The 24,229-nt window shown below is 63.0% G+C and carries 26 protein-coding genes; 12 read left to right on the forward strand and 14 right to left on the reverse strand.

What is annotated here, in order from left to right; all coding sequences use genetic code 11:
• Window positions 1–336: 336 nt before the first annotated feature.
• The 4 genes from msrQ to ilvC all read right to left on the reverse strand — a co-directional run bounded on the left by msrQ (window position 337) and on the right by ilvC (window position 4,010).
• Window positions 337–954 carry a protein-methionine-sulfoxide reductase heme-binding subunit MsrQ gene (msrQ, locus tag BM279_RS15410; protein ID WP_093505127.1) on the reverse strand — a complete coding sequence of 206 codons (618 nt, stop codon included), beginning with the start codon at window positions 952–954 and terminating at the stop codon, window positions 337–339.
• Window positions 954–1,964: a protein-methionine-sulfoxide reductase catalytic subunit MsrP gene (gene msrP / locus BM279_RS15415; protein ID WP_093505129.1), complete on the reverse strand. Its 1,011-nt coding sequence runs from the start codon at window positions 1,962–1,964 to the stop codon at window positions 954–956. Before msrP ends, msrQ begins: the two co-directional genes overlap by 1 nt.
• 62 nt (window positions 1,965–2,026) lie before the next feature.
• Window positions 2,027–2,842, reverse strand: a complete 816-nt coding sequence (gene pssA, locus BM279_RS15420; protein WP_013789975.1) for a CDP-diacylglycerol--serine O-phosphatidyltransferase — start codon at window positions 2,840–2,842, stop codon at window positions 2,027–2,029.
• 151 nt (window positions 2,843–2,993) lie between these two features.
• Entirely contained in the window at window positions 2,994–4,010 is a 1,017-nt protein-coding gene (ilvC, locus tag BM279_RS15425) for a ketol-acid reductoisomerase (RefSeq protein ID WP_013789974.1), read from the reverse strand.
• A 127-nt stretch (window positions 4,011–4,137) separates the two neighbouring features.
• Here ilvC and ilvY point away from each other — a divergent pair, with 127 nt between their 5' ends.
• Window positions 4,138–5,031 (forward strand): HTH-type transcriptional activator IlvY, encoded by an 894-nt coding sequence (ilvY, locus tag BM279_RS15430; RefSeq protein WP_093505131.1) that lies wholly within the window; start codon window positions 4,138–4,140, stop codon window positions 5,029–5,031.
• Window positions 5,032–5,073: 42 nt separating this feature from the next.
• On the opposite strand, the gene ilvN is transcribed toward ilvY, so the two are convergent.
• Entirely contained in the window at window positions 5,074–5,565 is a 492-nt protein-coding gene (ilvN, locus tag BM279_RS15435) for an acetolactate synthase small subunit (RefSeq protein ID WP_013789972.1), read from the reverse strand.
• Between the two features lies 1 nt (window position 5,566).
• Window positions 5,567–7,297 carry an acetolactate synthase 3 large subunit gene (locus BM279_RS15440; RefSeq protein ID WP_093505564.1) on the reverse strand — a complete coding sequence of 577 codons (1,731 nt, stop codon included), beginning with the start codon at window positions 7,295–7,297 and terminating at the stop codon, window positions 5,567–5,569.
• Window positions 7,298–7,511: 214 nt separating this feature from the next.
• On the opposite strand from BM279_RS15440, the gene BM279_RS23405 reads away from it, so the two are divergent.
• The gene (locus tag BM279_RS23405) at window positions 7,512–7,673 is read left to right on the forward strand and encodes a hypothetical protein (protein ID WP_167363155.1); all 162 of its coding nucleotides are present in this window, start codon (window positions 7,512–7,514) and stop codon (window positions 7,671–7,673) included.
• Window positions 7,674–7,781: 108 nt separating this feature from the next.
• Window positions 7,782–8,222 (forward strand): DUF4124 domain-containing protein, encoded by a 441-nt coding sequence (locus BM279_RS15445; RefSeq protein ID WP_093505133.1) that lies wholly within the window; start codon window positions 7,782–7,784, stop codon window positions 8,220–8,222.
• Window positions 8,223–8,235: 13 nt separating this feature from the next.
• On the opposite strand, the gene BM279_RS15450 is transcribed toward BM279_RS15445, so the two are convergent.
• Genes BM279_RS15450 through mrcB form a run of 3 tightly spaced genes read right to left on the reverse strand, consistent with a single transcriptional unit; the run spans window position 8,236 to window position 11,642 of the window.
• Window positions 8,236–8,568 carry a YqcC family protein gene (locus BM279_RS15450; protein WP_093505135.1) on the reverse strand — a complete coding sequence of 111 codons (333 nt, stop codon included), beginning with the start codon at window positions 8,566–8,568 and terminating at the stop codon, window positions 8,236–8,238.
• On the reverse strand, window positions 8,565–9,311 hold the full coding sequence (locus BM279_RS15455; RefSeq protein WP_093505137.1) for a tetratricopeptide repeat protein: 747 nt from the start codon (window positions 9,309–9,311) through the stop codon (window positions 8,565–8,567). The genes BM279_RS15450 and BM279_RS15455 overlap by 4 nt, the downstream gene beginning before the upstream one ends.
• Window positions 9,312–9,323: 12 nt before the next feature.
• On the reverse strand, window positions 9,324–11,642 hold the full coding sequence (gene mrcB, locus BM279_RS15460; RefSeq protein WP_143103599.1) for a penicillin-binding protein 1B: 2,319 nt from the start codon (window positions 11,640–11,642) through the stop codon (window positions 9,324–9,326).
• Between the two features lie 117 nt (window positions 11,643–11,759).
• Between mrcB and BM279_RS15465 the strand changes: the two genes are divergently transcribed.
• From BM279_RS15465 to BM279_RS15480, 4 genes are all read left to right on the forward strand, one after another.
• Window positions 11,760–13,313, forward strand: a complete 1,554-nt coding sequence (locus BM279_RS15465; protein ID WP_093505141.1) for a bifunctional aminoglycoside phosphotransferase/ATP-binding protein — start codon at window positions 11,760–11,762, stop codon at window positions 13,311–13,313.
• Between the two features lie 67 nt (window positions 13,314–13,380).
• The gene (locus tag BM279_RS15470) at window positions 13,381–13,737 is read left to right on the forward strand and encodes a pentapeptide repeat-containing protein (RefSeq protein WP_093505566.1); all 357 of its coding nucleotides are present in this window, start codon (window positions 13,381–13,383) and stop codon (window positions 13,735–13,737) included.
• Between the two features lie 88 nt (window positions 13,738–13,825).
• On the forward strand, window positions 13,826–14,092 hold the full coding sequence (locus BM279_RS15475) for a TfoX/Sxy family protein (RefSeq protein WP_093505143.1): 267 nt from the start codon (window positions 13,826–13,828) through the stop codon (window positions 14,090–14,092).
• Window positions 14,093–14,237: 145 nt separating this feature from the next.
• Entirely contained in the window at window positions 14,238–15,029 is a 792-nt protein-coding gene (locus BM279_RS15480) for a Crp/Fnr family transcriptional regulator (RefSeq protein ID WP_093505145.1), read from the forward strand.
• Between the two features lie 334 nt (window positions 15,030–15,363).
• On the opposite strand, the gene BM279_RS15485 is transcribed toward BM279_RS15480, so the two are convergent.
• Window positions 15,364–16,554, reverse strand: a complete 1,191-nt coding sequence (locus BM279_RS15485; RefSeq protein WP_093505147.1) for a multidrug effflux MFS transporter — start codon at window positions 16,552–16,554, stop codon at window positions 15,364–15,366.
• A 171-nt stretch (window positions 16,555–16,725) separates the two neighbouring features.
• Here BM279_RS15485 and BM279_RS15490 point away from each other — a divergent pair, with 171 nt between their 5' ends.
• Window positions 16,726–17,343: a TetR family transcriptional regulator gene (locus tag BM279_RS15490; RefSeq protein WP_093505149.1), complete on the forward strand. Its 618-nt coding sequence runs from the start codon at window positions 16,726–16,728 to the stop codon at window positions 17,341–17,343.
• Here the strand turns inward: BM279_RS15490 and BM279_RS15495 are convergent.
• Complete coding sequence (locus BM279_RS15495) at window positions 17,327–17,545, reverse strand: heavy-metal-associated domain-containing protein (RefSeq protein WP_093505151.1); 219 nt, start codon at window positions 17,543–17,545, stop codon at window positions 17,327–17,329. The genes BM279_RS15490 and BM279_RS15495 overlap by 17 nt on opposite strands.
• 140 nt (window positions 17,546–17,685) lie before the next feature.
• Between BM279_RS15495 and BM279_RS15500 the strand changes: the two genes are divergently transcribed.
• The 3 genes from BM279_RS15500 (at window position 17,686) to cueR (ending at window position 20,978) form a co-directional block, all read left to right on the forward strand.
• Complete coding sequence (locus BM279_RS15500; protein ID WP_093505153.1) at window positions 17,686–18,072, forward strand: hypothetical protein; 387 nt, start codon at window positions 17,686–17,688, stop codon at window positions 18,070–18,072.
• An 85-nt stretch (window positions 18,073–18,157) separates the two neighbouring features.
• A complete protein-coding gene (locus BM279_RS15505; protein ID WP_093505155.1) occupies window positions 18,158–20,539 on the forward strand; it encodes a heavy metal translocating P-type ATPase in 2,382 nt (793 codons plus the stop codon).
• A 4-nt stretch (window positions 20,540–20,543) separates the two neighbouring features.
• Window positions 20,544–20,978 carry a Cu(I)-responsive transcriptional regulator gene (cueR, locus tag BM279_RS15510; RefSeq protein WP_093505157.1) on the forward strand — a complete coding sequence of 145 codons (435 nt, stop codon included), beginning with the start codon at window positions 20,544–20,546 and terminating at the stop codon, window positions 20,976–20,978.
• Here cueR and BM279_RS15515 read toward each other — a convergent pair.
• From BM279_RS15515 to BM279_RS15525, 3 genes are all read right to left on the reverse strand, one after another.
• The gene (locus BM279_RS15515; RefSeq protein ID WP_093505159.1) at window positions 20,942–21,550 is read right to left on the reverse strand and encodes an HAD family hydrolase; all 609 of its coding nucleotides are present in this window, start codon (window positions 21,548–21,550) and stop codon (window positions 20,942–20,944) included. The genes cueR and BM279_RS15515 overlap by 37 nt on opposite strands.
• A 70-nt stretch (window positions 21,551–21,620) precedes the next feature.
• On the reverse strand, window positions 21,621–22,490 hold the full coding sequence (gene tesB, locus BM279_RS15520) for an acyl-CoA thioesterase II (RefSeq protein WP_093505161.1): 870 nt from the start codon (window positions 22,488–22,490) through the stop codon (window positions 21,621–21,623).
• A 121-nt stretch (window positions 22,491–22,611) separates the two neighbouring features.
• Window positions 22,612–23,178, reverse strand: coding sequence for a GNAT family N-acetyltransferase (locus BM279_RS15525; RefSeq protein WP_093505163.1), 567 nt, complete (start codon window positions 23,176–23,178; stop codon window positions 22,612–22,614).
• 37 nt (window positions 23,179–23,215) lie between these two features.
• Here BM279_RS15525 and BM279_RS15530 point away from each other — a divergent pair, with 37 nt between their 5' ends.
• Window positions 23,216–24,136 (forward strand): histone deacetylase family protein, encoded by a 921-nt coding sequence (locus BM279_RS15530; RefSeq protein WP_093505164.1) that lies wholly within the window; start codon window positions 23,216–23,218, stop codon window positions 24,134–24,136.
• Window positions 24,137–24,229 lie beyond the last annotated feature (93 nt).

Below are 24,229 nucleotides of genomic sequence, written 5' to 3' on the forward strand. Positions count from 1 at the left end.
CCTCATTTGCTGTCAAGCTGTTTTTGAAGAATTTTTTCTTTCTTCTCAACACCTTGCAGCGCCCGACCAGACCATCTTCTCTCCAGCGGGAGGCGCATTCTACAGCGTTACAAACCGCTGTCAACACCCTCATTTACCGCCTTCGATCAACCTGACCGAACCATCCACAGAACCACTCAAACCGCCCTGTCGATGCCGGCGCATTCTACTCGAATTCGCCGTCCGTGCAACCTTTATCTTCGTCTAACTCGTTGATCTACAAAGAGTTTTCAGATCAGACTGCACCGGAAGTGGTGCGCATTATAGGCCCCTCGAAACTCAGGTCAAGGACTTATTTCATTTTCCCTGAACTTTCTGCCCTGCCCTGCCGAAGCGCGGGATTCTGCGCATCAAAGCGGGAATCCGTAGTAGCAGCAACAGCGCACCAATGACAGCGTAAACCGTCCACTCTTCAAGATCTGCGCGGACAATCCACAACATATGCAGCAGAGCGAGCGGCAAAATCAGGTAAACGAGGCGGTGCAGCTTCTTCCAGGACTTACCCAGGCGCCGCTGGCTATAACGGTTTGAAGTCAGAGCAAGGAGCAGCAAGCCGAACAGCGCGATAGCCCCAACAATAATGTAAGGCCGCTTGCGCAGCTCCACGGCCAACTGTGACCAATCCAACCCCAGGATGAATACCGCATACGCCGCCAGGTGCAGAATCCCATAGGCGAAACACCACAGGCCAAGCTGACGGCGCACCGCCATCCAACCCGACCAGCCACTGAGTTTCTGCAAAGGCGTCATGCCCAGGGTGATCAATAGAAGGATGAGCGCGCCCAACCCGAGGCGCTCGACCAACACCTTGCCTGGATCGGGCCCCAGGGCGAACGACCAGGCCTGATACAGCCAATACAGCGGCCATACGGCGACCAGCAGGAAAACGAAAAGACGCCAGAACGGATGCCGCATCAATAGTTCTTCCGCAGATCGAGATTGCTATAAAGGCTAGCGACCTCATCGGCGTAGCCGTTGAACATCTGGGTCTCGCGTACATTGGGGCTGAACAGCCCGCTAGGCAGACGGCGCTCGCGAGCCTGGCTCCAGCGCGGATGGTCGACGGAGGGGTTTACGTTGGCATAGAAGCCGTACTCCTGGGCCGCAATGCTTTGCCAGGTGGTCTTCGGCTGCTCGCTGACCAAGCTGATGCGTACGATCGACTTGATGCTCTTGAAGCCATACTTCCATGGCACCACTAGCCGCAGCGGCGCACCGTTCTGATTGGGCAGTTCGCGACCGTACATACCAACGGCGAGGATTGCCAGCGGATGCATGGCCTCATCCAGACGCAGCCCTTCCACATATGGCCAGTCGATCAACGCGAAGTTCGAGCGCTGCCCCGGCATGCTCTCGGGATCCTTCAGGGTTTCGAAACGGATGTACTTGGCGGCCGAGGTCGGCTCGACCTTATCAAGCAGCGCAGAGATGGGAAAGCCGATCCATGGGATCACCATCGACCAGGCCTCGACGCAACGCAGTCGGTAGATGCGCTCCTCGAGCTGATACGGTTTGAGGAAATCCTCCAGCGCATAGCGCCCCGGCTTGCCAACCTCGCCATCGATCACCACGGACCAGGGCTCGGTTTTCAAGCTGCCGGCGTTCGCCGCCGGATCGGACTTGTCGGCGCCGAACTCGTAGAAGTTGTTGTAGTGGGTCGCATCCTGGAATGGGGTGATCGCCTCATCCTTGACGGTGACCGCATCCCACTTGGTCGCAGCAATGCGCTTGGCCAACCAGTCCGGCGCGCTGCTGGCCGCAACGTCGGCATAACGCTCGCCGGTAGATTGCGCCCAGGCAGGCAGGCTGCTCAGCGCCATCCCGGCTGCAGCAGCGCCCATAAAGGTGCGACGGGAGAGATAGATCGATTCGGGGGTGACATCCGATTCATTGCATTCGGATGACTGACGCAGCTTGATCAGCATGGTGACTCCGCAGTATCGGGACAGGCCTGCCCAATAGACTACGGAGTCTGCAGGAAATTACATCACTCCACTGGCTTGCGGCGACGCAAACGCAGCAGATACTGGATCGGACCAGAAGCGGCATAGGCCAGGAAGATCAGCAACAGGATGCGCGGTGGATCGCTGAATACCACGGCGAACACCAGCACCACAGCCAGAATCGCCACGAACGGCACACGGCCTTTCAGATCCAGATTCTTGAAGCTGTTGTACTTGATGTTGCTGACCATCAGCATGCCGGCGGCAGCGACGAGGATGGCGACCACGAATGACATGTTCGAGCCCTGAATACCGAAGTCACTGAACGCCCACACGGTACCGGCCACCACGCCAGCAGCGGCCGGGCTGGCCAAGCCGATGAAGTAGCGCTTGTCGACGCTGCCGATCTGCGTATTGAAACGCGCCAGGCGCAGTGCAGCACCGGCCACATAGATGAAGGCGACCATCCAGCCGACCTTGCCCATGCTGCCCAGCGCCCACTCGAAGGCCAACAGCGCCGGTGCGACACCGAAGGCCACCATGTCGGACAGCGAATCGTATTCGGCGCCAAAGGCGCTTTGGGTATTGGTCAGGCGGGCAACCCGGCCGTCCAGACCATCGAGCACCATGGCCACGAACACCGTGGCAGCGGCCACGTAGAAGTTACCGTTCATGGCGTTGATGATGGAATAGAAGCCAGCGAACAGGTTCGCGGTCGTGAACAGATTGGGCAGCAGGTAGATGCCGCGATGGCGAACCTTGCGCCCCTCGTCGTCATGCCCCTCCTCAATATGCTCGTCGATGGGCAGTAAGCTGTCGTCGTCTCGGGACGACTTGGGCTCTTGCGGACGCTCGCTCATGAACAACACCTTGCATCGGATTTGAATTTTCGACCGAGCCACCGGACAAGCGTTCGCCCTAATCGGCCTGGATACCCAGGCTTTATACCAGAAGCCCGTCCTAGAACGAAAAAACGCGGCCGGGGCCGCGTTCTTCTTGGATCGATTCGACTCAGTTCTTGGCTTTGTCGACGATCTTGTTGGCTGCAATCCACGGCATCATGGAACGCAGTTGCTCACCGATCACTTCGATACCGTGAGCTGCGTTGTTACGACGCTTGGCGGTCATCGACGGGTAGCCGGTAGCACCTTCGCTGATGAACATCTTGGCGTACTCGCCGTCCTGGATGCGCTTGAGTGCATTGCGCATGGCCTGACGGGATTCGGCGTTGATGACTTCCGGGCCGGTCACGTACTCGCCGTACTCGGCGTTGTTGGAGATCGAGTAGTTCATGTTGGCGATACCGCCTTCGTACATGAGGTCGACGATCAGCTTCAGCTCGTGCAGGCACTCGAAGTAGGCCATTTCCGGCGCGTAGCCCGCTTCGACCAGGGTTTCGAAACCGGCCTTGACCAGTTCGACGGTACCGCCGCACAGAACGGCCTGCTCGCCGAACAGGTCGGTTTCTGTCTCGTCCTTGAAGGTGGTTTCGATGATGCCGGTACGGCCGCCGCCAACGCCCGAAGCGTAGGACAGCGCGACGTTCTTGGCATTGCCCGAAGCGTCCTGGTAAACGGCGATCAGATCAGGGATGCCGCCGCCTTTGACGAACTCGGTGCGCACGGTGTGGCCCGGGGCCTTAGGTGCGATCATGATGACGTCTAGGTCGGCACGCGGAACGACCTGGTTGTAGTGGATCGAGAAGCCGTGGGAGAACGCCAGGGTGGCGCCCTTCTTGATGTTCGGCTCGATTTCGTTCTTGTACAGGGCGCCCTGGAATTCGTCCGGGGTCAGGATCATTACCAGGTCGGCAGCGGCGACGGCGGAAGCCACGTCGGCAACTTTCAGGCCGTGAGCTTCAGCCTTGGCAACGGTAGCAGAGCCTTTACGCAGACCGACGGTGACGTCGACACCGGAGTCCTTCAGGTTGCACGCCTGAGCGTGGCCCTGGGAGCCGTAACCGATGATGGCAACTTTCTTGCCTTGGATGATCGAGAGGTCACAGTCTTTGTCGTAATAAACTTTCATGTTCTTGGCTCTTGTGTATCGAAAGGGATGGGGTGCCAGAGCACCGCGACAGAGCCACCTTAAGTGATTCGCCCCATTGCGTAAAATGATATATTCGCAACACTGCATGCCGATATATGAAACACAAATGGATACTCACGCACTCAGCCTTTTTCTCTCACTCGCCGACAACCTGCACTTCGGCAAGACCAGCCGCGAGCAGCATGTCAGCCCTTCTGCTCTGAGCCGCAGCATCAAACAGCTCGAGGATGAAGTCGGAGCACCGCTGTTCGTGCGCGACAACCGCTCGGTGCGCTTGACCCGCGAAGGCCAGCAATTTCGCGAATACGCCAGCAACGTCATGAATGGCTGGCAGGCCATCCGCCAGACCTTCAAGCAGGATCAGCTGGTGCTGCACGGTGAGCTGTCGCTGTACTGCTCGGTGACGGCGAGTTACAGCTTCCTTTATGAAATTCTCAGCAGTTTCCGACAGGACTACCCGCGCATCGAAATGAAGCTGCACACCGGCGACCCGGCCAAGGCCGTCGAGCGAGTGCAGCAAGGCCTGGAAGACTTGGCCATCGGCGCCCGTCCGGACAATTTGCCTGCCGGCGTTGAATTCCAGTCGATCACCCGCTCGGCGTTGCGCTTCATCGGCCCGCAATCCCCGCAGCTGCTCAGCGACGAACAACTGAAGAACCCAGGAGCAGAGAGCTGGCAGGACGTGCCGCTGATTCTCTCCGAGGAGGGCCTGGCGCGAACCCGCACCGATCGCTGGCTCAAACACCACAACATCAAGCCGCGTATCTACGCTCAGGTCAGCGGCAACGAAGCCATCGTCAGCATGGTCAGCCTGGGCTTCGGCATCGGCGTGGTGCCGCAAATCGTGTTGGACAACAGTCCACTGGCCGCACGGATCCGGCTCTACGACATCCAGCCGCCGCTGACCGAATACGACATCGGTCTGTTCGCCCTGCAAAAGCGCCTCAAGGATCCGCTGATCGCTGCCTTCTGGAACCGCAGCAGCGAATCGCGCCCATAAAAAACCCCGCACATGGCGGGGTTCTTCATTTCCTTTTCGCGATCAGATGCTCAGCACCTTGTCGCCGCGGGCGATACCGGTGACACCGCTGCGTACAGTTTCCAGGATCAGCGCGGTGCCGATGGCCTGGATGAAGCTGTCCAGCTTGTCACTGGTACCGGCCAGCTGGATGGTATACACGCTCGGCGTCACGTCGACGATCTGCCCACGGAAGATGTCGGTGGTGCGCTTGACCTCGGCGCGCTGGGCGCCGGTGGCCTTGACCTTGACCAGCATCAGCTCGCGCTCGATGTGGGCGTTTTCCGACAGGTCCACCAGTTTGACCACCTCGATCAGCTTGTTGAGGTTCTTGGTGATCTGCTCGATGGTGTCGTCATGACCGATGGTGGTCAGCGTCAGACGCGACAGGGTCGGGTCCTCGGTTGGCGCCACGGTCAGGCTTTCGATGTTGTAGTTGCGTTGGGAGAACAGGCCGACCACACGCGACAGGGCTCCCGGTTCGTTTTCCAGCAGCAGGGAAATGATATGACGCATGTCAGGTACGCTCCGTCTTGCTCAGCCACATGTCGCGCATCGCGCCACCACGAATCTGCATCGGGTAGACGTGCTCACTGGTATCCACGGCGATGTCGAGGAACACCAGGCGATCCTTGATCGCGAACGCCTCTTCCATCTTCGACTTGAGATCCTTGAGGTCGGTGATGCGCATGCCCACGTGGCCATAGGACTCGGCCAGTTTGACGAAGTCAGGCAGCGATTCCATGTAGGAGTGCGAGTAACGGCTGCTGTACTGCATGTCCTGCCACTGGCGAACCATGCCCAGCGCGCCATTGTTCAGGTTGATGATCTTCACCGGCAGGTCGTACTGCAGGCAGGTCGACAGCTCCTGAATGTTCATCTGGATACTGCCCTCGCCGGTCACGCAGGCGACATCGGCATCCGGGAAGTTCAGCTTGACGCCCATGGCGGCCGGGAAGCCGAAGCCCATGGTGCCCAGACCACCGGAGTTGATCCAGCGATTCGGTTTGTTGAAGCGATAGTACTGGGCCGCGAACATCTGGTGCTGGCCCACGTCGGAGCTGACGTACGCCTCGCCCTTGGTGACTTCGCACAGCGTCTCGATCACGGTCTGCGGCTTGATGATGCTGCCGTCGCCCTCGTTATAAGGGAACAGACGGCCGCCACCGCGCCACTCGTCGATCTGCTTCCACCAAATGGCCTGGGATTCCTTGTCAGGTGCCTGTTCGATTTCCTTGAGTGCGGCGACCATTTCGGCCAACACGCTGTCCACCGGGCCAACGATCGGGATGTCGGCCTTGACGGTCTTGGAGATCGACGCCGGGTCGATGTCGATATGGATGATCTTCGCGTTCGGGCAGAACTTGGCAGCGGTCTCGCCGTTGATGACGCGGTCATCGAAGCGCGCGCCGACGGCCAGGATCACATCGGCGTGGTGCATGGCCAGGTTGGCGGTGTAGCTGCCGTGCATGCCGAGCATGCCGACAAACTGACGGTCATCGCCCGGATAGGCGCCAAGGCCCATCAGAGTGTTGGTGACCGGCACGTTGAGGGCACGAGCCAGCTCGGTGAGTTGCGTCGAAGCGCCGCCGAGGATCACGCCACCGCCGGAATAGATGATCGGGCGCTTGGCCGCGACGAGCATTTCCGCCGCCTTGCGAATCTGGCCAGAGTGGCCACGGGCAGCCGGGCTGTAGGAGCGCAGCTTGACCTTCTTCGGGTAGCTGTATTCGAACTTCTGGGTCGGATCGCCCATGTCCTTGGGGATATCGACGACCACCGGGCCCGGACGGCCGGACTCGGCCAGGTAGAAGGCCTTCTTGATCACTTCGGGGATTTCCGAAGGATGCTTGATGATGAAGCTGTGCTTCACGATCGGTCGGGAGATGCCAACCATGTCGACTTCCTGGAAGGCGTCGGTGCCGACCACGGTGCTGGCCACCTGACCGGAGATGATCACCATCGGGATCGAATCCATGTAGGCGGTGGCGATACCGGTCACGGCGTTGGTCGCACCCGGGCCGGAGGTCACCAGTACCACGCCGGCCTTGCCGGTGGCACGGGCATAGCCGTCCGCCATATGGGTCGCTGCCTGCTCGTGACGAACCAGGATGTGGGTCACCTCCGGCTCTTTGAACAAGGCATCATAGATGTGCAGGAGGGCACCGCCCGGGTACCCATAGATGTACTTAACGCCTTCGTCACGCAATGAGCGGACGACCATTTCAGCGCCGGATAAAAGCTCCACGTTGTTCACCTCTATTACGCCAGAAAACCGCCCTTTTGCAGGGTCGGCCCGAGTAGGTTTACTGCCAGCAGAGCATGAGCGACTGTGGTCGCCGACTACGTCAGCTACAACTGAGCAAGTATTGGGACTGCCCCAGATCTGTTGCGGGGCTTTCCCACCCAGCGCGAGGTAACGCGTTGCGGGTGTAACGAAAGGTCGGCGCGGGTAGCGCCTCATGTCTACTGAGCTGAAGCCAGCTTGCGGCTGGCCCCACTACAGCGAGCAGCCGATTGTTGATATTCGCCAGCGGCAAGTCAAGCGATGCGTGACGGAATATGCAATATCCGGCAACAACGCCGCCCGCGTGCAAGCCGATGCGAAAGCGGCGCCGATGTGAAACAGACCAGACTGTGCCGAACGCCGATTGGGTATAGTGGTGGCCTGCGTTGCAACTTCACGCTCCCCACACTTCAATCAGTCGATGGACCCTGGATAAGGAAACGCCATGCGCCGCATGATTCTCACCAGCAGTCTGCTGCTCGCCCTGAGTGCGAGCGCCATGGCAGCACCGATCTACAAATGGGTCGACGCTCAGGGCGTTACCCACTTTGGCGAGCAGCCGCCACAGGGTCAGCAATCGACCACGGTCAATCCGTCGGCAGCGCCACCTTCCTCCACCACGCCAGAAGCGAAACCGGCGCCGACCTTCGACGCCATCGCCGACCCCGAGCAGGCCGCGGCCGATGCCAAGGTGAAGCAGGAAGTGGCGGCTCAGGAAGCCCAGCGCAAGAAGTACTGCGAGACCCAGCGCAACAACCTGGCGCAGCTGGAGAATAACCCACGAGTGCGGGTGGAAGACGGCGGGGAAATGCGCCGCCTGGGCGAGGACGAGCGCCAGAAGCGCATCGCCGACGCCAAGCAGGCGATCAAGGATAATTGCCAGTAAACAGTAGCGGGCCCTAACGGCCCGCGCTGATCAGGCGATCGAAGTCGCCCAGCGCCTTGAGCAGCGCGGCGGCCTCGTAATTGTCGGCACCATAGACCTGTTCGGCCATGGGCAGGATGCCCGACACGGCCGGCAGGTCAGCGCCCGCTTCGATGATGACCTTCATGCGGGGCAGGAATATCCACTGCAGCCACTGGGAAAAATCCAGGGTGTCGACGCAGAACGGCTGCTCGCTGGACAGCGCTTCCACGCTCGGCGCGCAAGCTTCCCACAAACCCTGAACTCGCAGCGCCCGCTCGATCAGCAACAGCTGATCGGCAACCAGGGCAGACGACGCAGCACTCACAGATTGACCCGAGCCCGCTCGCGAGCCTGGGAAGCACCAGCGGCGTCGCCTTGCTGCTCACGGGACTTGGCGATCAGCTGCCACAGGCTGGCTTGCAGCGCCGGGCGGCCATTGGCGTAGCTCAGGCCACGACGGGCGAACTGCTCGGCCTGGGCAGCGTCACCCTGGGCCAGACGCACTTCAGCCAACCGATACAGAACCTGCGGCTCACGTGGGGCGATACGCTGGGCGCGCTCCAGACTGGACGCGGCGCCATTGAGGTCACCACCGGTCTGTTGCTGCTGGGCGCTGGTCAGCAGCGCCAGCACAGGGCCATCGAGCTGCTCGTCGGCCGCCAGACCGCCACCAGCGTTACCGCTGGGAATGCCGCTTGGCGTCGATGACTGGGATGGTGCCGAGTTGCCGTAATTGGGCGAACCCAGCGGCTCGCTGCTCAGCGGTGGCTCGTCGAAGGTCAGGCCACCGCTGTTGGCAGGCGCACCGGCCGGGGCCGAGTAGGTGTCGATCGGCGCCGACGAAGGCGCGCCGCCGCCCGGCACCATCACCACCACGCCGGAATCCTCAGGCATGGACTGCGCCTGCTGCTGTTGCTGCGGCGCATTGTTGTAACCACCGCCTGGGCGGTCGTCCTGCTCGTAAGCCGAACTACCGGAATCCACAACCGGGATGGAACCACGCGGAACGCTGGCACAGCCACCCAGAACCACCGAGGCGGTCAAAACGGGAATCAACCACTTGCTCACGGCAAACCTCTCTTATTCCAACCAGCCTTTCACCCAGTCCATCACCGAGTCGACGGGCGCCTGAATACCACAACCTGTGCCCGGTGCCGGTTCGCTGCCGCGAATATACGGCATCTGTACGGCACCCGGACAATTCTGCGCCGAGCCCTGCCCGGTCGCTGCATCCACCCAGGCCATCACCACGTTATCCGGCACCGGCATGTCCAGCGGCAGCGGGTCAGCGCGCCGCATGAAACCGGTCCAGGCCTGCAGCGCGCCGGTCGCGCCGGTGAACGGCGTCGGGCCGTTGTCGTCACGGCCCATCCACACCACGGCCAGCAGATCCTGGCTGAAGCCAGCGAACCAGCTGTCACGCGAGTCGTTACTGGTACCAGTCTTGCCTGCCAGTGTCAGCGAACTCGGCAATTGGCTGTAGACCGAGCGGCCGGTGCCTTCGCGCATGGTGCGCTGCATGGCGTTCTGCAGCAGGTAGATGGCACCAGCGTCGAAACGCTGTTGAATCTGATACGGATAACGCTTGAGCGGTTCGCCCTCGGCGGTCAGCACGCTGCGGATACCGCGCAGCGGCGTATTGAAGCCGCCACTGGCGATGGTCTGGTACATACCCGTGACTTCCATCGGGGTCAGCGCACCAGCACCCAGCAACATCGACGGATAAGCCGGCCACTGGCGAGACACGCCCAGGCGCTCGAGGGTTTTGAGCACATTTGGCACGCCCAGTTCCAGGCCGAGTTTGGCGGTGGAAAGGTTGTAGGAATGCGCCAGGCCCTGATACAGGTAAATGCTGCCGTGGGCCTTGCGATCGTAGTTCTGCGGCTTCCATACCTGGCCGTCCTGGCCCTTCACCGAGAAGGGTTCATCCTGCACGCGAGTGGTCAGGGTGTACTGGCTCGGACGCTCCAGGGCCGTCAGGTAGATGGCCGGTTTGATCAGCGAGCCAATCGGACGAACAGCGTCCAAAGCGCGGTTGAAGCCGGCGAAGCGTGCCTGACGGCTGCCGATCAGCGCTTGGATCTCGCCGGTTTCCGGATTGGTCACCACCATGCCGGCTTCCACCTCGTCGGCGCCCTTGCGGCCGGCCTGACGCTTGAAGGTATCGGCCAGGGCCTCTTCAGCTTTGATCTGCAGGATCGGATCGAAACTGGTGAAGATGCGCAGGCCTTCCTCGGTCAAGTCTTCGTCACGGTAGTCCTGGCGCAACTGGCGTTTGACCAGATCCAGGAACGCCGGGAACGAGCCATTGGCCATGCTGCCGCGTTGGGTCACGCCCAATGGACGCGCCTTGGCGGCGGCCGCCTCTTCGGGCGATACCACACCCTGCTCGGCCAGCAGGTCGAGGATCATGTTACGGCGATTCAGCGCCCGCTCCGGGTTGCGGCGCGGGTTGTAGTAGGTCGGCCCCTTGACCATGCCGACAAGCAGCGCCACCTGATCGAGTTTGAGCTCGGACAGCGGCTGGCTGAAGAAGTACTGGCTGGCCAGACCAAAGCCGTGCACCGCGCGCTGGCCGTCCTGACCGAGGAACACCTCGTTGAGGTAAGCCTCGAGAATTTCACGCTTGTCGTAGTGCAGCTCCAGTAGCACTGCCATCATCGCTTCGGTGATCTTGCGGGTCAGGCTGCGCTCGTTGGTCAGGTAGAAGTTCTTCACCAACTGCTGGGTCAGGGTGCTACCGCCCTGGCGTAACTGGCCAGCGGATGCGTTGATCCAGATGGCGCGGGCGATGCCCTTGGGCGATACGCCGAAGTGGTCGAAGAAGTCGCGGTCCTCGACCGCCACCAGGGTTTCCACCAGATAGGCCGGCACCTGATCGAGCTTGATCAGCACGCGGTCTTCCTGATGCGCCGGATACAGGCCGCCAATCAGCATGGGTTCCAGGCGTGCCACGGCCAGGTCCTTGCCGTCGGATTTGGTCAGCGAGGCGACGTAGTCACCGGAGAAGCGCACGTTGACCTGCTGGGCCGGCTCGGCACTCTCGTAGAACTGGAAGCCGCGCGAATAAAGCGACACGTTATTGCCGGAAACGGCCACGCCGCCAGGACCATCCACGGCACTTTCACGGCGATAGCCCAAGGCGTCGACTTCCTTGAGCAAGTCGTCCTTGGCCAGCTTCTGGCCGACGAACAGCTCAAGTGGCCGGGCGTAGACCTTGGCCGGAACGGTCCAGCGTTTGCCGGAGAATTTCTCCTGGACGATGGCATCGAGGTAAACCGCAAAACCGGCGAACAGCACCAGGCCAACCAGGCCGAGCTTTACAGCCCAGCCCAGCAAGGGGCGCATGCCACGGGGGCGGCGTTTGGAACGGGAGCGGGAAGATCGGGTACGAGTCATGGCGCGGCATTATACGCACTTTGCGAAGCGCCGGCAGCGACCGCCAGCGGTTTGCAGTACGCAAGCCAGGGCCCATAATGCGCGCCTGTTCCCACTTCTAGAAGCCAAGGATCGCCCGTGAGCCAAGCCCTGATTACCGCCTTGCAGAACCCGGCCCTTTATCCGCATCCGGTGAGCGGTTTCAGTGTCATCGAGACCCATATTTCCTGGGTCGTGCTGACCGGTCCCTTCGCCTACAAGATCAAGAAGCCGGTGAATTTCGGCTTTCTCGACTTCACCTCACTCGAAGCACGCAAACACTTCTGCGAGGAGGAGCTGCGCCTCAATCAGCGTTTGACTCAGGACCTGTATCTGGAGGTTTTGCCGATCAGCGGTAGCGCCGAGGCCCCGCTGATCGGCGGCGACGGCCCAGCATTCGAATACGCCCTGAAGATGCGCCAGTTCCCTCAGGAACAATTACTGGCCCAGGTACAGGCGCGCGGCGAGCTCAATGAGTCGCATATCGACGCACTGGCCAAGCAGATCGCCGCCTTTCACGCTGACACCCCCGTGGTCGCGGCCGACCACGAGTTATGCAACGCCACCGCCATCGTCGCCCCGCTGCGCCAGAACTTCGAGCAGATCCGCCCGATGCTCAGCGACAAAACCGACCTGCAGCAGCTCGATGCCCTGGAAGCCTGGACCGAGAGCAGCCTGGAGCGCCTGTGGCCCGAGCTGGAAGCGCGGGCGCGCGACGGCTTCATCCGCGAGTGCCACGGCGACATCCACCTGGGTAACGCAACCCTGCTGGACGGCCGCGCCACGCTGTTCGACTGCATCGAGTTCAACGAGCCCTTCCGCTTCACCGACATCGCTCTGGACACTGCCTTCTTGGTCATGGACCTTGAAGACCGCGGCCTCAAATGCCTGGCCCGCCGCCTGCTCAATGGCTGGCTGGAGCACACCGGCGATTACGGTTCGCTCAAGCTATTCAACCTCTACAAGACCCACCGCGCCCTGGTGCGTGCCAAGGTCGCGCTGTTCCGCCTCGGCCAGGAGCAGGACGCCGTGCAGCGCGCGGTGATCCTGCGCCAGTACCGCGCCTACGCCAGCCTCGCCGAAAGCTACAGCGCCATCCCGTCGCGCCTGCTGGCGATCACCCGCGGCGTCTCGGCTGTCGGCAAGAGCCAGGTGGCGCTGCGTTTGGTTGAGGCTCTGGGTGCAATTCGCATCCGCTCCGATGTCGAGCGCAAGCGCATGCTCGGTCAGCAAATCGGCAACGAGCTCAATGGCGGCATCTACAGCCAGGACGCCAGCGAGGCGGTATATCAGCGCCTTAACGACTTGGCCGAACTGACCCTGCACGCCGGCTATCCGGTTGTGCTCGACGCCACTTTCCTGAAGCGCTCACAGCGCCAGGCGGCGCAGCGCATTGCAGACGAAACCGGCGTGCCTTTCCTGATCGTCGACTGCCAGGCGCCGGATGCTGTGCTCGCCAGCTGGCTGCAGCAGCGTCAGGAGGAAGGCAGCGATCCGTCGGATGCCACCCTGGCGGTGATCGAGGCGCAACGTGCTAGTCAGGATCCACTGGAAGACGCCGAACTCCCCTACTGCAAGCGCGTCGACACACCGGATGCCGCCAGTCTGGCGGAGCTGGTCAGCGCGGTGCGCCAGCGCTTTCCGAGCCTCTGACGGCCGGCCAGCGGCGCGGTAAAGCTCTTCTATACTGGCAGTAAGCCTCCCTCGGATGACTGCCACCATGAGCCAACCGCACCAGCTGGACACCCCGCTCTACCGCCTTCTGCACAACGACGACGTCGCCGCCTTCAACCAGCAACGCCCCCAGGGCGAGCCCATCGACCTGCGCGGCGGCGACTTCCGGGGCCTCGACCTGCGCACCCTCGACGCCACGGGCATCGACTTCACCGACGCCTATTTCCGCGGCGCCGACCTGCGCGGCGTGGACTTTCGCAACGCGCAGCTCGAAGGCGCCAGCATCGCCCATGCGCAGATCTCGGGGGCCTATTTCCCGATCGAACTCAGTGCGGACGAAATCCTCATGTCGATGAATTTCGGCACCCGGCTGCGCTACCGCACCCACCCCAACCATCAGTAGCAGCCTGTAACGCGCTGCCTGCGGCAGCACGGTCAGATAGCACTACACTTTGCGGGAGCGGCCAGCGACAGGCCGCCGAGGAGGCGGTGTGAACGACGAATTGCAGACCCTCAAGAACCTCGGCAAGACTTCCTCGCAATGGCTGCACGCGGTGGGCATCCACAATGCCAGCGACCTGCGCCGCCACGGTGCGGTCGAGGCCTATCGGGCGGTGCGCGCCCGCGGTTTTCGGGCTTCCAAGGTGCTGCTGTATTCCATCGAGGGCGCGCTGCTCGACATTCACTGGAGCGAGCTGCCGATCACCCGCAAGGAAAGCCTCAATTTGCAACTGCAAGCTATCGCCAGCGATGATTGAATCAATCGACTTCGCAGGGTCAACCTGCGCTGGAACAGGCGCTGGTTCACAAGCCCCAGCGAGACCGATTTACCTGGAACGCGGCGGGTATTATCGTTTCAGGGATTTTCGTGCGCATCCAGCATGAGCCGCCCAAGGAACCATCATGTATCTACTCGGGGAACAACCGGCCTACGCCGACCAACTGATCAGCCGCTTGCAAAGCATCCCCGCAAAACTCCTCGACGGGCTCACCCCATGCGGTGAGCCGCTGCAGATCGAGCGCAGCGAGAACCTGGCGGCGGACCTGCCTAGCAATCAACTGTTCATCATCGACAACGGCCTCCTGCATGCACTGGTTGACGAGCGCCCGCTGTTCTACCTCCAGGAGGGTGATCTGGTCGGGCTGCGTCAGGGCATCGACCTGCCGAGTTGCCGCTATACCAGCGACGAGCCGCTGACCTTGATCCCCTACTCGCGCAGTGACGTGTTCAAGCACATCTATGCCGAAGAAGCGCGCCAGGAGCTGTTCATCCAGTACCTGGTCGGGCATACCGCGCTGCTTTCCGATGCCCTGGCGCGCATCAAGCAGCCCGAGATCCGTCCGGCCACCGGCTTCAAGCATTTCGCCCAGGGCGACGCGCTAATCAATCAGGGCGACGAAGCCGACCACGTATTCATCATCATCGAGGGCCATGCCGAGGCTTTCGTCGACGATGTGAAGGTCGGTGATGTACAGAAGGACGAGATCTTCGGCGCCATGGCGGTGTTCACCAACGAGAAACGCAGCGCCACCGTGCTGGCCAGCCAGCCCTGCACCGTGATGGTAATTCCCAAGGATCAGTTCCTCAGCCTCATGGAAAGCAACCCGCGCATCGCCCACAGCCTGGTGGAAAGCATGGCGCGGCGCATCGACCTGCTGAACAAGGAAATCACCGGGCTACGCCAGCCGAGCTGACAATCAATGCGTTTATCGAGAACCCGGCCATGCGCCGGGTTCTGTCTTTTGGAGCGCCGGAAACGCTATGGCGGTGATCGCCGAAAATAATTTCCAATCAACGATTGACTATGTAATGAGAATTGCTATTATTTTCATCAGCTGATCGCGAGATCGGCAGATAAGCTAAAGAGACCTTAGGTCGGACTCTTCAGGTTATCTCCTCATCAGGCTAATCACGGTTATTGACCCGGCACTTTGCCGGGTCTTTTTTTGCCTGGTGTTTTCCCGGAGAGCTGTTGCCAGTAATCCGTCACCTCGTCGGGCGGCGCCGCATCCGCTGGCGGGCTAAACCTCAAGCGTTCGGGTGGCCGGCGCGTCGCTCCGCCCAACGGGTGAACAGCGAAGCGCTGACGGCCAGCACGCCGCAGCCGGAAATGACCAGCGCCATCGGCACAGCACTGCCGTCATGCAGCGCACCGACCAGCGAGGCCGCGCTCGCCGCGATGGTGAACTGCAGGCTACCCATCAGCGCCGACGCACTGCCAGCATGGCGGCCCTGGCCGGCCATGGCGCAGGCCGAGGTATTGGGCAGCAGAATACCCAGCGAAGCGATGCAGCCGAACAGCGGGATCATCAATGGCCACAGCGCCTTTGGCCCGATCCACGCCAACACCAGCAAAGTGGCGCCGCAGGCCAGGTAGAACCAGACGATCCGCCGCGCCCAGTAGGCCGGCCCGTGCCGCGCCACCAGCCAGGCATTCACCTGGGCGGCGAGAATGAAACCTGCGGCGTTGGTGCCGAACAGCCAGCCGTAATGCTCGGCCGGTACGCCATAAAGCTGGATGAACACGAAGGGCGAGCCGGCGATATAGGCGAACATACCGGCAATCGCCAAGCCGCCGGTCAGTGCATGGCCGATAAAGGGCAGGTCGCCGAATAGCCGCCGATACTCGCGCAGCGCGCCGCTCAGCGGCGGCGGCTGAATGCTCGGGCTGAGGGTTTCCGGTAGCCAACGGCCGAGGGCGAACAGGCAGGCGGCGCTGAACAATGTCAGGCAGATGAAGATCGACGGCCAGCCGAACAGGTTCAGCAACAGCCCACCGGCTACCGGCGCGAGGATCGGTGCCAGGCCCATCACCAGCATCAGTTGCGAGAACACCTTGGCGGAGCTGATCGGGTCGCACAGGTCGCGCACCACTGCGCGGGAAATCACCATCCCCGCGCAACCGCCCAGGGCCTGGACGAAACGTGCAGCGATCAGCCATTCAAGGCTCGGTGCCAGGGCGCAGGCCAGTGACGCCAGGGTGAACAGCGACACGCCGACCAGAAGCGGCGTGCGCCGGCCAAAACGGTCGGCCAGCGGCCCGTAGACCAATTGCCCGATGGCAAGGCCGGCGAAATAGGAGGCTAGCGAGAGCTGTACATGTTCGGTGTCAGTGGCAAACGCTTGCGCCAGCGTGGGGAAGCTGGGCAGGTAGAAATCGATGGCCAGTGGGCCGAAGGCGCTGAGCGCGCCAAGAATCAGTAACAGGCGAAGCGGCATTGGCAAGGTACTCGACAGGTGTCCCACCTCGGGATGAATGGAAAGCGAACGCGGCGCGCGTCGAAAGCAGGTGAGACGTGCGCAATTACATACAAGTTCGTCTGTAAAACAAACATCGGCTGCAAAAAATAATTACACTCGCAGCTTCCTGAACCGATTGATCCCTGTCGTATGCGCCGAACCAAAGAGCAAGCCGAGCAGACCCGCACCTCCATCCTGGCCTCCGCCGAAGTGCTGTTTCTGGAGAAAGGCGTCGCTCATACCAGCCTCGAACACATCGCCAAGCACGCCGGTGTCACCCGCGGCGCGGTGTACTGGCATTTCCAGAACAAGGCCCACCTGTTCCACGACATGCTCAGTCAGGTCCGCCTGCCACCTGAACAACTGGCCGGCCGCCTGCAGGAAGACCAGGCCAATGGCCTGCAATCCCTGCATGCGCTATGCGTCGAAGGTATCGCCGGCATCGCTAAAGATGAGCAGAAGCGGCGCATCTTCACCATCCTGCTGCATCGCTGCGAATTCACCGAAGAACTGCGCGAAGCCGAAGAGCGGCACGATGCCTTCGTCAATCAGTTCATCGCCCTGTGTGAAGGCATCTTCGCGCAGCCCGCCACCATGAAGAGGCTGCGCCCTGGCATGACGCCGCGACTGGCAGCCCGCACCCTGCACGCGCTGATCGTCGGCATGCTCAGCGACTGGCTGCGCGACGACAAGCTGTTCGATCCGGTGCAGGACGGCCCGGTGATGTTCGACGGGCTGTTCCGCGGCCTGATCAGTGACTGGTCTTAGCCGCTGGTACCGCTTCGGCCTTGTAGCCTTCGTTAATGATTGCCTCGAGTACCTGATCGACCGGGTGCGTGGTATGCACGCGCACCTCGCCGGCAGCCAGGTCCACCTGCACCTGCGCCGCACCATCGACTGCCTGGACGGCGCCGGTGATCGCCCGCTCGCAGTGCGCGCACGTCATGCCTTCAACCTTGAATATTTGCATCGTCTTCTCCTCAGCCCGTAGGCGCTGATTGGGGTGCCGGCGAGTATCGGGCTTGCCCTCGTGGCAAGGTCAACACGCGGCTTGTTGAACCCGCCAACCTCAGCCAAGCTCAGATCACTCAACCATCCTATGGTCTGACCATGCGCCACCTTCTGTTCTCACTATTTCTCGCCCTACCCCTGCCGGCACTCGCCCAGGTACTGCCGTCGCACACCACCATGGGCGACGGTTACGCCGTGCTGATCATTTCCCGCGAGCGCCTGGAAGTGGCCTCGCCGTGCGAATTCGGCGTGTACCTGCAGGATCAGCTCGCCGCGCGGCTGTTCCAAGGCCAGTCGGTATCGTTCAACCTGCCGCCCGGCGATGTCTCGGTGCGCTTGGGCATGATCGGCACGGAAAGCTGCCAGGCCGGCATCACGCCCCTGGACAGCCAACGCATGGTGCTGCAGGCCGGTGAAATCCGCCGCTACCGCATCGCACTGAACCCTTCTGGCCCCTACCTGACGCCCGCGCCTTCCAGCCAGTGATTTCGGACGGTCGCAGCAGGGCTTGACCTTGCCCATATGGCAAGGTTGATCCTGTAGGCATCTGTCAGGCATCACGGAGGCCACCATGTCCAGCTTCGATCTGCCGATTCGCGGCATGACCTGCGCCAGCTGTGCCGGCCGGGTCGAACGCGCCCTGCGCGGCGTGGCCCAGGTCAGCGACGCCAGCGTCAACCTGGCCAGCGAGCGGGCACGGGTACAAGCACCGGCAGAGCAACTGCCGGCGCTGGTGGCTGCGGTGGAAAAGGCTGGCTACGAAGTACCAGGACAGACACTGGATCTGGCCATCACCGGCATGACCTGCGCCAGCTGCGTAGGGCGCGTCGAGCGGGCACTGAGCAGGCAGCCCGGCGTGCTCTCGGCGAGCGTCAACCTGGCTACCGAACGAGCGCGACTGCAAGTGCTGCCGGGCACCGATACCCAGGCGTTGCTGAAGGCAGTGGATGCCGCGGGCTATTCGGCCAGTACGCAGGAAATGAACACCGACAAAGACGACAGCGCCGAGCGCCAGTTACGCAACGAACGCTGGCGGCTGGCACTGGCCCTGCTGCTGGCCGCGCCGCTGGTGCTACCCATGCTGCTCACGCCTCTTGGCGTGCACCTGATGCTGCCGGCCTGGGCGCAGTTCATGCTGGCCACGCCAGTGCAGTTCATCCTCGGAGCCCGGTTTTATCGCGCCGCCTGGCACGCGTTACGCAGCGGCGCCGGCAATATGGATCAGCTGGTCGCCCTCGGCACCAGTGCCGGGTATGGCCTGAGCCTCTATCAATGGACGATCACCCCGCCCGGGCAGATGCCGCACCTGTACTTCGAAGCCTCGGCGGTGATCATCGCGCTGATCCTGCTCGGCAAATACCTGGAGAGCCGCGCCAAGCGCCAGACCACGGGTGCCATTCGCGCCCTGCAGGCGCTGCGCCCGGACGAGGCAACTCGCCTGCAAGGCGGTGTCGAACAGCGGATCGCGGTCAGTGCGCTGAGCATCGGCGACCAGATCGTAGTCCGGCCCGGCGAGCGCTTCGCAGTCGACGGCAAGGTGTTGGAAGGCCACAGCCACGCCGACGAGGCACTGATCAGCGGCGAAAGCCTGCCCCAAGCCAAGGCGCCGGGCGATCAGGTGACCGCCGGCGCGATCAATGGCGAAGGCCGCCTGCTGATCGAGACCACCGCCCTCGGTGCGGAAACCGTGCTGGCGCGCATCATCCGCCTGGTCGAAGACGCCCAGGCCGCCAAGGCGCCGATCCAGAAACTGGTGGATCGGGTCAGCCGGGTATTCGTGCCGGTGGTCCTGCTGATCGCCCTACTCACCCTGATCACCTGGCTGGCCATCGGGGCAGGCATCGAGCAGGCGCTGCTTAACGCCGTCGCCGTACTGGTGATCGCCTGCCCTTGCGCCCTGGGCCTGGCGACGCCCACGGCGATCATGGCAGGCACCGGCGTGGCGGCCCGCCACGGAATTCTGATCAAGGACGCCGAAGCCCTGGAAGTCGCCCATGGCGTGACCGTGGTGGCCTTCGACAAGACCGGCACCCTGACCTCCGGAACACCGCGGATCGCGCACCTGCACGCCGCCGGGATCGATGACCAACAAGCGCTGCGCTTGGCTGGCACGCTGCAACAAGGCAGTGAACACCCACTGGCCAAGGCCGTACTGCTGAGTTGCCAGGAGGCTGGCCTGGCACTGACCACGCTCGGCAACAGCCAGGCTCTGGCCGGCCGCGGCATTGCTGGAGAAATGGAAGGTCGCAAGCTGCTGCTCGGTAACCGCCGTCTACTGGAGGAAAGTGGCGCCGCCGAGCCAACTGAACTGGCAGAATCCGCACGGCGTTGGGAGGCAGAAGGACGCACGCTCTCATGGCTGGTCGAACAAGGCTACGCTCCACGGGTGCGGGCCTTGTTCGCCTTCGGCGATACCCTCAAGGACGGTGCCCAGGACGCTATCGCCTCCCTCAAGGTCCGGCATATCGACAGCCACCTGATCAGCGGCGACAACACGGGCAGCGCCGGGGCGGTTGCCCGCCAGCTGGGTATCGAGTCGGTGCATGCTCAGGTGCTACCAGCGGACAAGGCGCGTATCGTCCGCGAGCTGAAGGCCAATGGCGTTGTGGCCATGGTCGGCGACGGCATCAACGATGCCCCGGCCCTGGCAGCGGCACACGTCGGCATCGCCATGGGCGGCGGCACCGACGTGGCCATGCAGGCAGCCGGCATCACCCTGATGCGCGGCGACCCGCGCCTGGTACCTGCCGCCCTGGATATCGCCCGGCGCACCTATGCGAAGATCCGCCAGAATCTGTTCTGGGCATTCATCTACAACCTGGTGGGTATTCCCCTGGCGGCTTTCGGGCTGCTCGACCCGATGCTCGCCGGCGCGGTCATGGCGTTGTCGAGCGTCAGCGTGGTGAGCAATGCCCTGCTCTTGAAAACCTGGCGCCCCCATTTCGAGGATTAACGCGATGAATATCGGTCAGGCCGCCAAGCACACCGGGCTCAGCGCCAAGATGATCCGCTACTACGAAGCCATCGGCCTGCTGCCCAGCGCCGGGCGCAGCGAGAGCGGCTATCGCCAGTACGGCGAGGATGACCTGCAGCGCCTGCGCTTCATCCGCCGCGCCCGTGACCTAGGCTTCTCGCTTGCCGAGTCCGGCAGGCTGCTGGCCCTGTGGCACGACCGCGAGCGGGCCAGCGCCGATGTGAAGGCTCTGGCGGTGGAACATATCGAGGCACTCAACGGCAAGATCGCCGAACTCGAAGCGCTGCGTGACACCCTGCAAACCCTGGTCGATCACTGCCAGGGCGACAATCGCCCCGACTGCCCGATCCTCGAAGACCTGCAGGCAGGCAGCAGCTGCTGTCAGCCTGCTGCTGCGGCGCCCAGCGCCAGACGCTGAAGCGCCGCGCAATCGGCGACGAAATGATCGGTCAGCTCCGGCCAGGGATTGCTCGGCAGGTTGACCAGCACAGTAGCAGTGCCGGCGGCACGGCCGCTGGCCAGGTCATGGCGGTGATCGCCGACCATCACCATGTCCTGGGGGGTGACCTGCCAGCGGTCGGCCAGGTGCAGCAGGCCGCCTGGGTCGGGCTTGGGCGGCGCCTCATCCCGGCCGAGGATGTCGGCCGGCGTGAAGCAGTCGTCCACGCCGATGGCCTGCAAGGTCAGCAGTGCCAGCTCACGGGCGTTACGGGTGAGAATGCCCAGGCGCAGGCCGCGGGCATGCAGGCCACGCACCAGGGCTACCGCGCCAGCAGCCGGGCGTGAGGCGATGGCCAGTTCACGTTCGTGCTCCAGCAACCAGGCGTGCTTGGCCTTCGACACCTCAAGCGGCAAGGCGGCCAGGTGATGGAGGATGTCGTCTTCGGGCGGGATGTCCAGCGCCACGCGGATGGCGGCGAAATCGTGCACGGCAATGGTCAGGGTGCCGTCCATGTCGAACACCCAATGGGTATAGCGCTGCAGGCTCATCGCCCCTCCGGCAAGCGTGGAATCGAGGCCGCAGCATACCTGCTCGCTAGCGGTTGATCACACCTACACCTCAGCGCCAGTCTTCACGCAGGCGGATCAAACCTTCCTGGGCGACCGAGGCGACCAGCTGGCCCTGGCGGTTGAATACGCTGCCACGCGAGAAGCCGCGGGCGTTGCCGGCCCAGGGGCTGTCCATGGCGTAGAGCAGCCAATCATCCATGCGCAGGTTGCCATGGAACCAGATGGAGTGGTCGAGGCTGGCCACCTGCATGAACTTCTGCCACACCGAAACGCCGTGGGGCAGCATCGAGGTGGTCAGCAGGTTGAAGTCCGAGGCGTAGCCCAGCAGGTACTTATGGATGGCCGGAATGTCCGGCAGCTCGCCGTCGGCGCGGAACCACACGTACTTAACCGGTTCGCTGACCTGGGGGGCGAACGGGTTGTCGACGGTGACCGGGCGGATCTCGATGGGCTTGTCGAACAGCACGCGCTCGCGCACCCGCGGCGGCAGCATGTCGGCGACCTGGCTGGCCAGTTCGGTCTCCGAGCGCAGGCCCTCAGGCCCTGGCACGTCGGGCATCTGCGCCTGGTGGTGGAAGCCGTCTTCCTGGTACTGGAACGAGGCGCTGCAGGTGAAGATCGCCTTGCCCTTCTGCACCGCCGTTACCCGGCGCGTGCTGAAGCTGCCACCGTCACGCACACGGTCGACCTGGTAGACAACCGGCAGCGTGGCATCGCCCGGGCGCAGAAAGTAGCCGTGCAGCGAATGCACATGGCGGTCGGCCTCGACCGTCTGGGTGGCCGCCGACACGCACTGGCCAAGTACCTGACCACCGAAGAGCTGGCGAAAGCCCAGATCCTGGCTCACGCCGCGGAACAGGTTTTCCTCGATGGCTTCCAGGCTCAGCAGTGCCACCAACTCATTCAGGACTTGACTCATAAGCGATCTCCACGGGCCCTATCCAGGGCAATGCTGCGACACGCGCGGGCTGCGCGGATGCTGAATGGTAATGCCTTTGCCGCCGCTCAGGAATCGCGCCGTGGTGTCATGGACGACAGGCTCAGCTCCGCTTCGGCCATTCGCTGCGGGGCATTTCATACAGCACGTGGCGGCGCAGCGGGTGCCCGGGCGCCAGCGACGGGTGCTCGAATTCGCCGGCGGCCTGCATGCCGAGCCCCTGCATCACCCGCTGCGATGGCGTGTTGGAAAGCGTGGTGAATGCCACCACGCGATCAACCGCCAGCTGCGTGAAGGCAAAATCCAGCGAGGCCCGTGCCGCTTCCTGGGCCAGGCCCTGGCCCCAGAATGCTGGCGATAGGCGCCAGCCAATCTCCACCGCCGGCGTGAAACTCGCCTCGAAGCCGACATGGGCCAATCCGGTCATCCCGACGAAGCGCTCGTCCTCGCGGCTCCACAGCGACCAGAAGGTAAAGCCATGCTCCGCGAAGTGCTGCTGCAAACGAATGAGCAGCGCCTGGCTCTGCTCGCGGTTCAAGGTCGCCGGGAAATGGCGCATCACCGCCGGGTCCACGCACAGCGTCGCCAGCTCGTCCAGGTCCTCGTCACGCCAGGCGCGCATCAGCAGGCGCGGCGTCTGCAGCTCGGTCCCTTCCACTTCGCTTCTCATGCATACTGCCTCAGGTTCACCCGATGACCGCCATTGTATGCCCCTGCCGCTGATCTACCACGACGACTACAGCCCGCCGTTCCCCGACGGCCATCGCTTCCCGATGGAGAAATTCCGCCTGCTGCGCGATTACCTGGTGGCCAGCGGCCTGACTCGAGATGAAGAACTGCTGCGCCCGGAAATCTGCCCGGCCGATATCCTCGCCCTCTGCCACTGCCCCGCCTATATAGAGCGCTACCTGAGCGGCGAGCTGAGCCACGAAGACCAGCGCCGCCTCGGCCTGCCCTGGAGCCCGGAACTGGCGCGGCGCACCGTGCGGGCCGTCGGCGGCTCGCTGCTGGCCACCGAGCAGGCCCTGCAGCACGGCCTGGCCTGCCACCTGGCCGGCGGCACCCACCACGCCCACTACGATTACCCGGCGGGCTTCTGCATCTTCAACGACCTGGCGGTGATCGCCCGCTACCTGCTGGAAAGCGGCAAGGCCGGGCGCGTGCTGATCTTCGACTGCGACGTGCACCAGGGCGACGGCACCGCGCGCCTGCTCGAGCACGAGCCCGACGCGATCACCGTGTCCCTGCACTGCGAGCAGAACTACCCGGCGCGCAAGGCCAGCAGCGACTGGGACATCCCGCTGCCGCGCGGCATGAGCGACGCCGATTACCTCAAGGTGATCGACGACACCCTGGCTTATCTGCTGGCCCTGTACCAGCCGGACATCGTGCTCTACGACGCCGGCGTCGATGTGCACAAGGACGACGCACTAGGCTACCTGCAACTCACCGACGCCGGCGTCGCCGCCCGCGACGAGGCCGTGCTCAACCACTGCCTGGGCCGCGACATTCCCGTGGCCTGCGTGATCGGCGGCGGCTACAGCAAGGACCGCCACGCCCTCGCCCGCCGCCACGGCATCCTCCACCACAGCGCCGCGCGGGTATGGCAGCAGCGAGGGCTCGGGTAGCACCGCTGCGAGCAGACCTTCCCTCAACAAACATGTGCTCGCAGAATAATGGCTGACTGCTAGCAGTCACCTCTGCCCGCTGCTAGAGTCGCC

The sequence above is a fragment of the Phytopseudomonas straminea genome (assembly GCF_900112645.1).
Lineage (GTDB): Bacteria > Pseudomonadota > Gammaproteobacteria > Pseudomonadales > Pseudomonadaceae > Aquipseudomonas > Aquipseudomonas straminea.